General features: G+C 65.3%; 11 protein-coding genes. 8 read left to right on the forward strand and 3 right to left on the reverse strand.

The features are described from left to right. Genes ELS24_RS11910 through lpdA form a run of 3 tightly spaced genes read left to right on the forward strand, consistent with a single transcriptional unit; the run spans position 1 to position 3,864 of the window. A complete protein-coding gene (locus ELS24_RS11910; protein ID WP_046804595.1) occupies positions 1-1,044 on the forward strand; it encodes an alpha-ketoacid dehydrogenase subunit beta in 1,044 nt (347 codons plus the stop codon). Position 1,045: 1 nt separating this feature from the next. Beyond that, positions 1,046-2,446 carry a dihydrolipoamide acetyltransferase family protein gene (locus tag ELS24_RS11915; RefSeq protein WP_127184233.1) on the forward strand — a complete coding sequence of 467 codons (1,401 nt, stop codon included), beginning with the start codon at positions 1,046-1,048 and terminating at the stop codon, positions 2,444-2,446. 2 nt (positions 2,447-2,448) lie between these two features. Beyond that, on the forward strand, positions 2,449-3,864 hold the full coding sequence (gene lpdA, locus ELS24_RS11920) for a dihydrolipoyl dehydrogenase (protein WP_127184234.1): 1,416 nt from the start codon (positions 2,449-2,451) through the stop codon (positions 3,862-3,864). 55 nt (positions 3,865-3,919) lie between these two features. Here the strand turns inward: lpdA and ELS24_RS11925 are convergent, their stop codons facing one another. Then, positions 3,920-5,971: a PEP/pyruvate-binding domain-containing protein gene (locus ELS24_RS11925; protein WP_127184235.1), complete on the reverse strand. Its 2,052-nt coding sequence runs from the start codon at positions 5,969-5,971 to the stop codon at positions 3,920-3,922. A 486-nt stretch (positions 5,972-6,457) separates the two neighbouring features. On the opposite strand from ELS24_RS11925, the gene ELS24_RS11930 reads away from it, so the two are divergent. Then, positions 6,458-6,643: a type II toxin-antitoxin system HicA family toxin gene (locus ELS24_RS11930; RefSeq protein WP_127184236.1), complete on the forward strand. Its 186-nt coding sequence runs from the start codon at positions 6,458-6,460 to the stop codon at positions 6,641-6,643. A 78-nt stretch (positions 6,644-6,721) separates the two neighbouring features. Next, positions 6,722-7,141, forward strand: a complete 420-nt coding sequence (locus ELS24_RS11935; RefSeq protein WP_127184237.1) for a type II toxin-antitoxin system HicB family antitoxin — start codon at positions 6,722-6,724, stop codon at positions 7,139-7,141. A gap of 117 nt (positions 7,142-7,258) precedes the next feature. On the opposite strand, the gene argH is transcribed toward ELS24_RS11935, so the two are convergent. Continuing rightward, on the reverse strand, positions 7,259-8,680 hold the full coding sequence (gene argH / locus ELS24_RS11940) for an argininosuccinate lyase (protein ID WP_127184238.1): 1,422 nt from the start codon (positions 8,678-8,680) through the stop codon (positions 7,259-7,261). 160 nt (positions 8,681-8,840) lie between these two features. On the opposite strand from argH, the gene ELS24_RS11945 reads away from it, so the two are divergent. The 3 genes from ELS24_RS11945 (at position 8,841) to ELS24_RS11955 (ending at position 12,823) form a co-directional block, all read left to right on the forward strand. Then, positions 8,841-10,208 carry a mechanosensitive ion channel family protein gene (locus ELS24_RS11945; protein ID WP_050449736.1) on the forward strand — a complete coding sequence of 456 codons (1,368 nt, stop codon included), beginning with the start codon at positions 8,841-8,843 and terminating at the stop codon, positions 10,206-10,208. Between the two features lie 75 nt (positions 10,209-10,283). After that, positions 10,284-12,347, forward strand: a complete 2,064-nt coding sequence (locus ELS24_RS11950) for an NAD(+) synthase (protein WP_127184239.1) — start codon at positions 10,284-10,286, stop codon at positions 12,345-12,347. Between the two features lie 137 nt (positions 12,348-12,484). Then, entirely contained in the window at positions 12,485-12,823 is a 339-nt protein-coding gene (locus tag ELS24_RS11955; RefSeq protein WP_050449738.1) for a P-II family nitrogen regulator, read from the forward strand. A 75-nt stretch (positions 12,824-12,898) separates the two neighbouring features. Here ELS24_RS11955 and gspF read toward each other — a convergent pair whose 3' ends face one another. After that, positions 12,899-14,104 (reverse strand): type II secretion system inner membrane protein GspF, encoded by a 1,206-nt coding sequence (gene gspF / locus ELS24_RS11960; RefSeq protein WP_127184240.1) that lies wholly within the window; start codon positions 14,102-14,104, stop codon positions 12,899-12,901. Positions 14,105-14,144: the final 40 nt, after the last annotated feature.

Below are 14,144 nucleotides of genomic sequence, written 5' to 3' on the forward strand. Positions count from 1 at the left end.
ATGGCAATCGATAACAACGCTGGTCCGGCCTCGGCGCCGATGACCATGATCCAGGCTTTGCGCTCGGCCATGGATGTGATGCTGGAGCGTGACAACAATGTGGTGGTGTTCGGACAGGACGTCGGCTATTTCGGCGGCGTGTTCCGGTGCACGGAAGGCCTGCAAACCAAGTACGGCAGCTCGCGCGTGTTCGACACGCCGATCTCCGAAGGTGGCATCGTCGGCGTTGCCGTCGGCATGGGCGCCTACGGCCTGCGGCCCGTTTGCGAAATCCAGTTCGCGGATTATTTCTACCCGGCCTCTGACCAGATCGTGTCCGAGGCCGCGCGCCTGCGCTATCGCTCGGTGGGCGAATTCATCGCCCCGATGACGATCCGCATGCCTTGCGGCGGCGGCATCTACGGCGGGCAGACGCACAGCCAAAGCCCCGAAGCCATGTTCACGCAGGTCTGCGGGTTGCGCACGGTAATGCCGTCCAACCCCTACGATGCCAAGGGCCTCTTGATTGCGTCCATCGAAAATGATGACCCGGTGATTTTCCTGGAACCCAAGCGGCTGTATAACGGCCCGTTTGACGGCCACCATGATCGCCCCGTCACGCCGTGGACCGGCCGCCCCGGCAGCGTGGTGCCCACCGGTTACTACACCGTGCCGCTGGACACGGCCGCCATCGTGCGGCCGGGCAATGCGCTGACGGTGCTGACCTACGGCACCACGGTGTATGTGTCCTTGACCGCCGCCGAAGAGACCGGCATTGACGCCGAAGTGATCGACCTGCGCAGTCTGTGGCCGCTGGATCTGGAAACCATCGTGAACTCCGTGAAGAAGACCGGCCGCTGCGTGGTGGTGCACGAAGCTACGCGCACCTGCGGGTACGGCGCCGAACTGATTGCGCTGGTGCAAGAGCATTGCTTCCATCACCTGGAGGCGCCTGTCGAGCGCGTGACCGGTTGGGATACTCCCTACCCGCATGCGCAGGAATGGGCGTACTTCCCCGGCCCGCGCCGGGTTGGCGAAGCGTTCAAACGCGCGATGGAGGTGTGACATGGGGATCCATATCATCAAGATGCCCGACATCGGCGAAGGCATTGCCGAGGTTGAACTGGTGGGCTGGCACGTCAAGGTCGGCGACACGGTGGCCGAAGACCAGCCGCTGGCCGATGTGATGACCGACAAGGCCACGGTGGAAATTCCGTCGCCCGTGGTCGGCAAGGTGATTGCGCTGGGCGGCGACGTGGGCCAGGTGATGGCCGTGGGCGGGGAATTGATCCGCCTGGAAGTGGAAGGCGAAGGCAACGTGCGCCCGGGATCGGGCGCGCCGCAGAAAGCGGCATCTGAAGGGGACAAGCCGGCAGGCAGTGACGCGTCCCCGTCCGCGCAAGGTGACGCTGGCGCGAAGGCGGGCGGCATCGCGGGGCAGATCGCGGCGTCGATGTCGCCGGCGGCCGCGTCGGCCTCCGCGTCGACCCAGCAAAAAGGCAATCAACAGGCCGATCAACCACCGAGGCAACAAGCCGCGCGGTCCTCATCCGCATCCTCCACCACCCCGGCCGTGCCGCGCCAACCGGGCGACAAGCCCTTGGCCTCGCCCGCCGTGCGCAAACGCGCCTGGGACTTGGGTATCGAACTGCGCTTTGTTGCCGGCAGCGGCCCGGCCGGCCGTGTCATGCACGAAGACCTGGACGCCTATCTGCAATCGCAAGGCGCGGGCCAGGCCGCGCGCGGCGGGTCGGCCTATGTGGAACGTCACGATCAGGACGTGGTGCCCGTCATCGGGTTGCGCCGCAAGATCGCGCAGAAAATGGCCGAGTCCAAGCGCCGCATTCCCCACTTCAGCTACGTCGAGGAAATCGACGTGACCGAACTGGAAGACCTGCGCGTGCAACTGAACCAGAAATGGGGTGATTCGCGCGGCAAGCTGACCTTGCTGCCGCTCCTGGCGCGCGCCATGGTGGTGGCGCTGCGGGACTTTCCGCAGATCAATGCGCGTTATGACGACGAAGGCGGCGTGGTGACGCGCTTTGGCGCCGTGCATATCGGCATCGCCACGCAAAGCGATGGCGGCCTGATGGTGCCCGTCATGCGCCACGCCGAAGCGCGCGACGTTTGGTCCATGGCGGCCGAGATCGGGCGTCTGGCGCAGGCGGTGCGCAGTGGCACGGCCGGGCGCGACGAGCTGTCCGGTTCCACCATCACCATCACCAGCCTGGGTCCCTTGGGCGGCATCGTCACCACGCCGGTGATCAACCACCCCGAGGTGGGCATCGTGGGCGTGAACCGCATCGTTGAGCGGCCGGCGTTCCGCAATGGCGCCGTGGTGGCGCGCAAGCTGATGAATCTGTCGTCGTCGTTTGACCACCGCGTGGTGGACGGCATGGACGCGGCGCGCTTCATCCAGGCGGTGCGCGCGCTGCTGGAACAACCCGCGCTGCTTTTCGTGGAGTAAGCATGAGTCAGATCACAAAGACTACGACCTTGCTGGTGATTGGCGGCGGCCCCGGCGGCTACGTGGCCGCCATCCGCGCCGGGCAATTGGGCGTGCCGACCCTGCTGGTTGAAGGCGCGCAACTGGGCGGCACCTGCCTGAACATCGGCTGCATTCCGTCCAAGGCGCTGATCCACGCGGCCGAGGAATTCGACAAGGCGCGGCACTATGCGGGGGAATCCGCGGGTCAGTCCGGCATTGGTATTTCAGTGTCCGCCCCGGCCATCGACATCGCGCGGACCGTGTCCTGGAAAGACGGCATCGTCGGCAAGCTGACCGGCGGCGTCGGCGCGTTGTTGAAGAAGAACGGCGTGCAAGTGGTGCAGGGCTGGGCGCACCTGCTGGATGGCAAGACCGCCGAGGTCACCACCGCCGATGGCGGCACCATGCGCATTCAATGCGAACACCTGTTGCTGGCGGCCGGGTCCGAACCCACGCCGCTGGTATCGATGCCGTTCGGCGGCATCGTGGAGTCATCCACCCAGGCCCTGTCGCCCACGTCCATCCCCAAGCAGTTGGTGGTGGTGGGCGGCGGCTACATCGGGCTGGAACTGGGCACCGTGTACCGCAAGCTGGGCGCGGAAGTCGCCGTGGTGGAAGCGCAGGACCGCATCCTGCCAACCTATGACGCCGAACTGACCAAGCCGGTGGCTGCCGCGCTGACCAAGATGGGCGTGGCCCTGCACCTGAACCGCAAGGTGCTGGGCTTGAACGCGGCGGGCAACGCGGTGCGTATCCAGGACGCATCCGGCGCCGAAACCCTGTTGCCGGCCGACCGCGTGCTGATCGCCGTGGGCCGCCGTCCGCGCACGCAGGGCTGGGGGCTGGAAAGCCTGCAACTGGATCGCAAGGGCAACGCGCTGCGCATCGACGACCAATGCCGCACGTCGATGCGCGACGTCTGGGCCATTGGCGACATTGCCGGTGAACCGATGCTGGCGCACCGCGCCATGGCGCAGGGCGAGATGGTGGCGGAACTGGTGGCGGGCAAACGCCGCCACTTCCAGCCCGCATCGATTCCCGCTGTGTGCTTTACCGACCCCGAAGTGGTGGTGGCGGGCTTGTCGCCGTCGGACGCGGAAGCAGCCGGGTTGGACTGCCTGGCGGCATCGTTCCCGTTTGCCGCCAATGGCCGCGCCATGACGCTGGAATCCACCGACGGTTTTGTCCGCGTGGTGGCCCGGCGCGACAACCATCTGATCGTGGGGTGGCAGGCGGTGGGGCGCGGGGTGTCGGAGCTATCGACGGCGTTTGGCCAATCGCTGGAAATGGGCGCCACGCTGGAAGACGTGGCGGGCACCATACACGCGCATCCGACCTTGGGCGAAGCGGTGCAGGAAGCGGCGCTCAAGGCACTGGGCCACGCGCTGCACATTTGATTCGTCGTTTGTTGATCGATGCTGATCGATGATCAGCCGGTGGCGGCAATTGCCGCTACCGGCTGCCGTCGATATACGGCCGCGCCTGCAAGACAATGATGTGGTCGCCCTGCACGGCCCATTCGATATCCTGATCCACATTGCCCAAACGCAGCTTGATCTGCTTGCCCACGGCGGCCAGCCTCGCGACGAGCGCATCGTTCAGCACTTGTCGTGATCCTTCGATCGGCACTTCGCGCACGCCACCCGCGGCGTCCGCCACCAACTGCGTGTCCTCGGCGGAACGGCTCAGCACCTGCACCGCCTTGGACCACGTCGAATACATCAGTTGCTCTGCCTGGCGCTTGCCTTCCACCACCTTGATGCCCAGCCCGCGCTTGGCGGAAATGTACGTGACGTAGCGGCGCGACGCATCAAAGGGATCGCGCGTGATCATCACGCCCGAGCTGTCCGACGCCGCCGCCTGTTGCACCAGCACCGCCATCACCACGGCATCCTGACCGATGCCGGCCGCGCGCCGGGCCTCGTAGGCTTCAAAGTTGTAGACCGACGCCCATACCGTCTGCACGGCTTGCGCCAAGGCATCGGCCCGCGTCACGTTGGGCACCGTGGTGTACAGGCCCGCGCCACTGAAGCCGGGCAGGTCTTCGGAATTGGATGAGCTGCGCACGAACACGCCGCGTCCCTTTAACTGCTGTTGCCAGCGTTCGCGCCAGGCGGCGGCCAGCGCGGCGTCGGGCGGGGCGGTGATGATGTCCTGGCGCAAGGCGGCCAGTTCGGCGCGGCGCACCTTGGCGTCACGGGCGAAGTCGGGCCGTTGTTCCAGCGCGGCGATACGTTGCGGGATGCCCAACTGCTTCATGAATGCCGCGTACTGGGCAAAGGGAATGCAGAAGCCGTCCGGCACGCTGGCCAGCGGCGGCAGCGCCGATTTAAGTGCGCCCAGGTTGGCCGCCTTGACCCCGCAGTACCGGCTGTCGCGCGTGGCCATGCCCGTCAGCGGCTTCAGCGTGTGCACCGATAGGTCGGGCTTGGGCAGCGGCAGGGCGGCTGCTTTGGGCGGGTCGTTGGGCTTGCCTTCGGGGTTGTCCTCGGGTTTGGCCTCCGGCTTGGCAATGGGCTGCACCTGATAGCCGTTACTAGTCACCGTCAGTTCCACCCACTGGCCGTCATACTTGCCCAGCGCCGCGACGGCATCGCGCACGTAAGCGTTGGGAATGCGCCAGCCCTTGGCCAGCAGGTTCACATGCGACAGCAAGGTGGAGGGCCGCTGCGTGACCAGGCCCGCGACCGGCGAGATGGCGACGGGCACTTCGTCCAGCACCACGATATCGGTGGGCGCCAGATCCGGCGTGTCATCCACCGACTTCACGATACGCAAGCGGCCCTGCGCATGGCCGGTGTTCAGCGGCAAGAACGTCTGCTCGCGCAGTAACGCCTCTTGCGTCACGAAGGCCAGGCTGGCGGTTTGCGCGGTCTGCTCTTGCGCCGTGGAGTTCGTCTTGAAACGCACCGGCTCGTAGAACGTGGCGCGCAGCTTGTCTTCGGTCAGGCGCAGCAGTGCGGGCGTGACTTGGTCGCCTTCCCAGAATTCGTAGGTGTAGCCGGGCAGGTCGTGCTGCCAGCTCAGGGTGCCGAACAAGAGCCGCCGCTTGGGGTCCTTGTATTGCGCGATCAGCGCGGCCCGGTCCGTGCCCGGCAGCAGCCGGTGTGCGCGCGCAAAGTTCTCGTGCAGGGAATAGCGCGGCGTGTCGACGTAATAGATGCGGTCGCCGCGCTCGCGGTCAATCACGAACAGCACATGCGGAATCTCAAGCGGCGTGCCGGCGTTGTAGACGCGGGCCAGTTGCTGGAATTCGGCCTGCGTGCCGATCCGATCCAGATACGCCGGGCCTCCACGCTTCGCGCCTTCCTGCGGCGGCGTCGCGAGTTCGTCGGGGCGCAGGGGGCGGGCGTTCTCGTAGGGAGAAGGCTTGCGGGCGGTTTGCGCCAGGGCCTCGGAGCCGCTGCCGGTGGCAAGCAGCAAGCCAAACGCGCTCAGAATAATCGGGCAAACACGCAGCCTGCGCGGCAGGCCAACACGGCGTAAGGCAGGCGATAGCGGCATGAAATAGGGGGCGGGTCGCAAGGAGTTGCGATGATATCGGAGCGCCGGCCCTGGCCTGTAGGCGAGTGTTTCCAGATGTGGCCAGTCATGCGTGGCCCATGCGCGCTGAATCGGCGCAACGAAAATACCCAATTCCAGTGATACGCGCCCAACGACGATTCCCGTGTAATCCAGTCTCGGCAATCAGCCGCGCCGGCGGCGCGAGAGCCACCCTGTTTTCGCACGCGCGGACTGGGAGCGGTTTCTCGTAGGGCCATTTACGCAGGGGGAGCGAAAGCTGCCCCTGTTTTTTTTCGGCTGAGGAATTGCGTTGGAGAAGTGAGGGATACCGTCGCCCGGTCTGATTTTCACCTGACGGCCGCGAGATTTTTGAGAAGGTCCTCTAAGGTGGCGCTGGGAGGAGACGGCGACAACGGACACAACACGGGTGTTAATAAGGACATCAGATGTGTTGTAATCTTGGCCTGTCGCTGCGTTCACATACGCATGACCTACAGCGAATTCAAAAGATGGCTGGAACGGCAAGGCGCGGTATTCGTACCGCATCGTTCAGGGAGTAGCCACTATCGTGTGACGTTAAACGGAGTGACTACGATTTTTCCATTTCACGGTTCAAAGGAAATGGGAAAACACCTGGAGCATCAGCTCAAAAAGCAGTTGGGTTTGAAGTGACGCGCTTATTCCGGCCATTCGCTTTCAATCCGAGCCGCACTACCCCTTGCGGGGATTCCCGAAAATCAGGAGGCCATTGTGCTGACCTATCCCTATACCCTCACTCCCGACACCAACGATACGTTGTTGGTGTTGTTTCCGGACTTCCCGGAGGCGACAAGTGTTGGGGATGACGAGCAAGACGCTGCCGTGAACGCCTTGGAGGCGCTTGAGGCCGCGCTGGAGATTTACTTCGACGAGCGCCGACCCATCCCGCTGCCCAGTCTTGACCGGCCAACACCGTACTCCGTGACGTTGCCGGCCGTCGTGACGAGCAAAGTGTTCCTGTCCAACGAGATGATCCGGCAAGGTGTGCGTAAAGCAGAGATGGCCCGCCGCTTGGGTGTTCATATGCCGCAGGTCGATCGTCTGTTGAACCTGCGTCATTCGTCACGGATCGAGCAGGTGGAGGCGGCACTGGAGAAGCTTGGCCGTCGCCTGGACGTATCGATCGCCTAGCGACTACCCCGGGATATTCCGCACCAAGCCCTCTATGGGTTCATTGCCTCCGACGCAACAAGGCCCCCTGTCGGGGGCCTTGTTTTACTTGGTTCACCAAGCCAGCCTGAGCCGGAATCAGCCTTCGGCCGTTTCCGCCAGTACGCGCCGGGCTTCTTCGGCCACGCGTTCGGGGGCGGTGCCGCCGACGTGCTTGCGGGCGGCTACCGAGCCTTCCAGCGTCAGCACCTGGTGGACGTCGTCGCCAATCTGGGCGTGGTAGGCCTTGAGTTCGTCGGTGGACAGGTCGGCCAGGTCGCAGCCGCGTTGTTCGCAGTCGCGCACGGCGTGGGCCACCACTTCGTGGGCGTCGCGGAAGGGCACGCCGCGCTTGACCAGGTAGTCGGCCAGGTCGGTGGCGGTGGCGAAGCCTTGCAGGGCGGCGGCGCGCATGTTGTCGGCCTTGACCTTGATGCCGGCAGCCATGTCGGCAAAGATGGTCAGCGTGTCGCGCACGGTGTCCACGGTGTCGAACAGGCCTTCCTTGTCTTCCTGGTTGTCCTTGTTGTAGGCCAGGGGTTGGCCTTTCATCAGGGTCAGCAGGGCGACCAGGTTGCCGTTGACGCGGCCGGTCTTGCCACGGGCAAGCTCGGGCACGTCGGGGTTTTTCTTTTGCGGCATGATCGAGCTGCCGGTGCAGAAGCGGTCGGCCAGGTCGATGAAGCCCACGCGCGGGCTCATCCAGAGCACCAGCTCTTCGGACAGGCGCGACACGTGCGTCATGATCAGCGCGCCGGCGGCGCAGAATTCGATGGCGAAGTCGCGGTCGGACACGGCGTCCAGCGAATTGCGGCACACGCCGTCAAAGCCCAGCGTCTTGGCGACGCGCTCGCGGTCGATGGGGAACGACGTGCCGGCCAGGGCGGCGGCGCCCAGCGGCAGGCGGTTCACGCGGCGGCGGCAGTCGGCCAGGCGCTCGGCGTCGCGGCCGAACATTTCGGCGTAGGCCAGCAGGTGGTGGCCGAAGGTTACGGGTTGGGCAACTTGCAGATGGGTGAAGCCCGGCATGATGGTGCCGGCGTTTTCCAGGGCCACGGCGGCCAGGGCGTGGCGCAGTTGGCGCAGCAGGTCTTGCAGGTTGTCGATTTCGTCGCGCAGCCACAGGCGGATGTCGGTGGCCACCTGGTCGTTGCGCGAACGGCCGGTGTGCAGGCGCTTGCCCGCGTCGCCCACCAGTTCCACCAGGCGCTTTTCGATGTTCAGGTGCACGTCTTCCAGATCCAGCAGCCATTGGAAGCTGCCGGCGTCGATTTCAGACAGGATCTGGGTCATGCCACGCTGGATGTCGGCCAGGTCTTGCGCGCCGATGATGCCTTGGGCGGCCAGCATGTCCGCATGCGCGAGCGAGCCCTGGATGTCGTGGCGCGCCAGGCGCTTGTCGAAATCCACGGACGCCGTGTAGCGTTTGACGAGTTCGGATACCGGTTCCGAGAACCGGGCGGACCAGGCCTGCGCCTTGTTGGCGAACTGGTTTTGATCGGGGGAGGGAGTGTTTGCCATGATGGGCGGAATTATAGGGCCTGCCGACAAGCCGGCGCACGCGGGGGCCGCCCCGGCCCTGATTTCCCGGGCGCGACAGCGCGCCAACGCCCGACTTGTCGGATAATCCAGCGTTGGTTTCAAGTCGTTGTTTCAAGAACTTAGAGCGAGTCAAAGACATATGCCCGTGGAATGGGAAGAACTGGTAACCCAACTCGACGCCCACATGCCGCACGAGGCCTGGGCGCAGACGCTGGTGGGCGTGGGCGTGCTGGTGCTGACCGCGCTGTTCGTGCAGTGGGTGGTGGCGCGCGTGGTGCTGCTGCTGGCGCACCGCGTGCTGGTGCTGAGCGGGCGGGGCGACTGGGACAAGGCGCTGCAGCGCCGCCGGGCGTACCAGAACCTGTGGTACGCGGTGCCGTTCGCCGTGGTGTCGATGGGCATCAACCTGGTGCCGCACGCGGAAAAAGCCGTCAGCATTGTCGGGCGGCTGGCCCACGCGGGCGCCTGGATCTGCGTGTTCGTGGCGTTCTCCGGCGTGCTGAGTGCCTGGCAAGACACCTATTCCGCCACCACGCGGGCGCAAACGCGCTCCATCAAGGGCTATATCCAGATCGGCAAGCTGATTCTGGCAGCGGTGTGCACCGTGCTGGTGCTTTCCATCCTGATCGACCGTTCGCCCTTGTGGATGATTTCCGGCCTGGGCGCGCTGTCGGCGGTGCTGTTGCTGGTGTTCAAGGACACGCTGCTGTCGCTGGTGGCCAGCACGCAATTGACCAGCAACGACATGCTGCGCATTGGCGACTGGATCGAAATGCCGCAGTCCAACGCCGATGGTTTCGTGAAGGACATCGCCCTGCACACGGTCAAGGTGCAGAACTGGGACAACACCGTCACCACGGTGCCGACTTACAAGCTGTTCTCGGAAAGCTATCGCAACTACCGCCACATGTTCGAATCCGGCGGGCGGCGCATCAAGCGCACGCTGCGCATCGATGCGACCAGCGTGCGCTTCCTGACCGACGAAGAGGCCCAGCGCCTGATGCGTTTTCGCCTGCTGCACGACTACCTGCAGGCCAAGACGCAAGACATCGCCCAGACCAACCAGACCATGGGCGAATTGGCCAGCGTGCCCGCCAACCGCCGCCGGCTGACCAATATCGGCACCTTTCGCGCCTACGGCGTGGCGTTCCTGAAGCAGAACCCGGAAGTGCGGCAAGACATGGCGATGATGGTGCGCATGATGGAGCCCGCGTCTGACGGCATTCCGGTCGAGGTCTATTGCTTTACGGCCGTGACCGCCTGGGTGGAATACGAACGTATCCAGGGCGACATCTTCGACCATCTGCTGGCCGTGCTGCCCGAACTGGGGCTGCGCCTGTACCAGCAGCCGTCGGGGGCTGATTTTGGCGCCCTGGGCAGCCATCTGCGCGAAAACGCCATCCAGGCGGCGTTGGCGGCTGACCGGGACCGCCCGGCGCCAGCCTTGCCGGATAGCTCGGGCGCTGTGTCCGAGCGCGGCCTGACCGACGGCAAGATGCCCACCTAGACGAAAGCGCCCCGGGCGCCGTGAGATAATCCGCCGGTTGGAACTTAGTCTTCATTGACCCCAGGCGAACCCCCGATGTCGAACCCGTTCTTCAACCTGTATTCCCACGGCTTCGCCCGGGTGGCGGTCGGCGTACCCGAATGCCGCATCGCCGATCCGGCCTTCAACGCCACGCAAACCATTGAACTGGCCCTGCAGGCCGCCCAGGGCGGCGCGGTGCTGGTGGCGTTTCCGGAATTGGGCCTGTCGGCCTACACCTGCGACGATCTTTTCCACCAGAAAGCCTTGCTGGACGAATGCGAGGAAGCGCTGGCGCGGGTGGTGGCGGCCACGGCCGAACTGGATATCGCCGTCATCGTGGGTGCGCCGCTGCGCGTGTCGCACCAGTTGTTCAACTGCGCCGTGGTTGCCGCCGGCGGGCGCGTGCTGGGCGTGGTGCCCAAGAGCTACCTGCCCAACTACGGCGAGTTCTACGAAGCGCGCCAATTCAGCGCCGCCGATTGCGCGCCCGTCACCGACATCCGCCTGCTGGACCAGACCGTGCCCTTTGGCGCCGAGCTGCTGTTCCAGATGGAAAAGCTGCCGCTGTTCCAGTTCCATGTGGAAATCTGCGAAGACGTATGGGTGCCGATTCCGCCCTCGTCGTTCGCGGCGCTGGCCGGCGCCACCGTGCTGGTGAATTTGTCCGCGTCGAACATCGTCGTGGGCAAGTCGGAATACCGCCACCAGCTTGTGGCGCAGCAGTCTGCGCGCTGCTTGTCCGCCTATATGTACACGTCGGCCGGCCGGGGTGAATCGTCCACCGACCTGGCCTGGGACGGCCAGGCGCTTATCTATGAAAACGGCGAACTGCTCGGGGAATCCGAGCGCTTCTTGGGCCATTCGCATTTGTTGTTCTCGGACGTGGACCTGGAACGTTTGTCGCGCGAGCGCATGCGCCAGACCACCTTCGGCCAATCGGTTCGGCGCCACCAGGACGAAGTGCGCAAGTTCCGCCCCGTGGCGGTGCCGGTGAACCCGCCGCTTGCCGACGCCGAGCTGCCGCTTGAGCGGCGCGTGGCGCGGTTTCCCTATGTGCCGGCCGACCCGCAACGGCGCGACGCCCGCTGCAAAGAGGTCTACAGCATCCAGGTGCAGGCGCTGGTCCAGCGCCTGTCAGCCAGCAAGATGTCGAAAGTGGTCATCGGTATTTCTGGCGGGCTGGATTCCACCCACGCGCTGCTGGTCTGCGCGCAAGCCATGGATACGCTGGGGCTGCCTCGGTCCAACATCCTGGCCGTGACGATGCCGGGCTTTGCCACCAGTTCCCGCACGCTACAACAGGCGCGCCGCTTGATGTCGGTGGTGGGCTGCACCGCGTCCGAAGTCGACATTCGCCCCAGTTGCCTGCAGATGCTGAAAGACCTGGGCCACCCCTATGCGGACGGCCAGCCGGTCTATGACATCACGTTCGAAAACGTGCAGGCAGGCGAACGCACCAACCATCTGTTTCGCATCGCCAACTTCAGCAACGCCATCGTCATCGGCACGGGCGACCTCAGCGAACTTGCACTGGGTTGGTGCACGTATGGCGTGGGCGACCACATGTCGCACTACAGCGTGAACGCCAGCGTGCCCAAGACCCTGATCACGCACCTGGTGCGCTGGGTGGCGGAATCCGGCCGGCTGGGCGAGGACGGCGCGGCCGTGCTGCTGGACGTGCTGGGCACGGACGTCAGCCCTGAATTGGTGCCGGGCAGCGACGAAAAGCCCGTCCAGAAAAGCGAAGATTCCATCGGCCCCTACGAACTTCAGGACTTCAACCTGTACTACACGCTGCGCTACGGCTTTGCTCCGACCAAGGTGGCCTTCCTGGCGTTTGCCGCCTGGCGTGACCGCGAGGTTGGCGCCTGGCCCGACGCCGGGCACGTGGTGCGCAACCAGTACGACCTGGCCGCCATCAAGCGCAACCTGAAGATATTCCTGGACCGGTTCTTCCGCACGACCCAGTTCAAGCGCACTTGCGTGCCGAACTCGCCCAAGGTGGGCTCGGGCGGTTCGCTGTCGCCGCGCGGCGACTGGCGCGCACCCAGCGATTCGGAATCGGTGGTGTGGATGCGCGACGCCGAGCGCATTCCCGACGCCGCGCCGCCGGGCTGATCGGGGTTGTCCCGCAATGCCGCAATCACCCCGCTTGCGGCGCGGGCCCCGGTGGTATTCTCTTATCCATTGCGTTTTGCCGGCCGAATCCGCGCGGGCAGGGCGCCGCAACACATTAAAAACCCAGGACGACCAACGTGAAACAAGTCACCGCCATCATCAAACCCTTCAAGCTTGACGAAGTCCGCGAAGCGCTGGCCGAAGTCGGCGTCAGCGGCCTGACCGTAACCGAGGTCAAGGGTTTCGGCCGCCAGAAAGGCCACACCGAACTCTATCGGGGCGCGGAATACGTGGTGGACTTCCTGCCCAAGATCCGCGTTGAAGTCGTGCTGCCCGACAGCCAGGTCGAAGCCGCCATCGAAGCCGTGGTCAAGGCCGCGCGCACCGGCAAGATCGGCGACGGCAAGATCTTCGTGTCCCCGGTCGAACAAGCCATCCGCATCCGCACCGGCGAATCGGACGAAGAAGCGCTGTGATCCGCGCCTGTTGAACCCAATCGCCTGACCGTCAAAGGCGCTCGCCCCTTCACCGGGGCGGGCGCCTTTGTCTTTCTAGCGGATCAGCTGATTCATCTCCAGAATCGGCATCATCACCGCCAGCACGATCAGCAGGACAAAGCCGCCCATCAGCAGGATCAGCGCCGGTTCCAGCAGCGCCGTCATCGCCATGGCGCGGCGTTCCAGATCGCGCGACAGGTTCTGCGCGCCGCGATCCAGCAGTTCAGGTAGCCGCCCGGTTTTTTCGCCGCTAGCGATCAGGTGCACCAACAGCGACGGAAACACCTTCTGCGCGCCCAGCGACGACGCTAGCGCCGCGCCCTCGCGCACGCGCGCCGACGCTTCGTCCACCGCCTGGCGCAGCACGTCATTGCCCAAGGTGCGGCGCGCGGCTTCCAGCGCGGTCAGCAGCGCCACGCCGCTGCCGCACAGAATGGCCAGCGTGGATGCAAAGCGCGCGGCGTTCACCCCCAGCACGAAGCGGCCCATCAGCGGCAGCCGCAGCACGCGCGCATGCCAGGCACGGCGCGCGGCGGGCGCGCGCAGCGTGTAGCGCCACAGCACAATGGCCAAGGCCACGGCCACGCCCGTCACCATGCCCCATTCGCGCACATAGTCCGACAAGGCCAGCATCACGCGGGTCAGCATCGGCAATTGCTGCTTGGCCTGGCTGAACGCCGACACCACCTGCGGCACCACATAGCCCAGCAGGAAGATCACGATGATGACCGACACGCTGGCAACCACCGCCGGGTAGATGAAGGCCGTCATGACCTTGCTGCGCAAGGTGTTGCGCTCTTCGATGTAGTCCGCCAGCTTTTCCATCACTTGCGCCAGGTCGCCGGACTCTTCGCCCGCGCCGATCAGGGCGCGGTAGATCTCGGGAAAGTCGCGGGGCCGGGCGGCCAGTGCCGTGGACAGGCGGTGACCGGCGCGCACATCGTCGCGCACGGCGCCAAGCGTTGCCGCAATGTGTTTTTTCTCCGCTTGTTCAAGCGTCGCGGAAAGCGCGGCATCCAGCGGCAGGCGCGCCGCCAGCAGGCTGGCCAGTTGGCGCGTCAGCCAGGCCAGGTCGGCATCCGACAGGCGGGTGCGCAGGCTGGCGCCCAGGCCTTCGGTGCGCGCGGCCGACGCTGTCGACAAGGGCAGCAGGCCACGGCCGCGCAACTGGTTGCGGGCGCCGCGCTCGGTGTCGGCGTCGATCGTGCCACGCACGATTTTGCCCAGCGCGTCAGTGGCTTCGAAACGGTAGGAAGGCATGGAGGAAGCAGGGGTCGACGCGCAAATGAAAAACGCGCAA

This window comes from Achromobacter spanius (assembly GCF_003994415.1).
GTDB lineage: Bacteria > Pseudomonadota > Gammaproteobacteria > Burkholderiales > Burkholderiaceae_B > Achromobacter > Achromobacter spanius_C.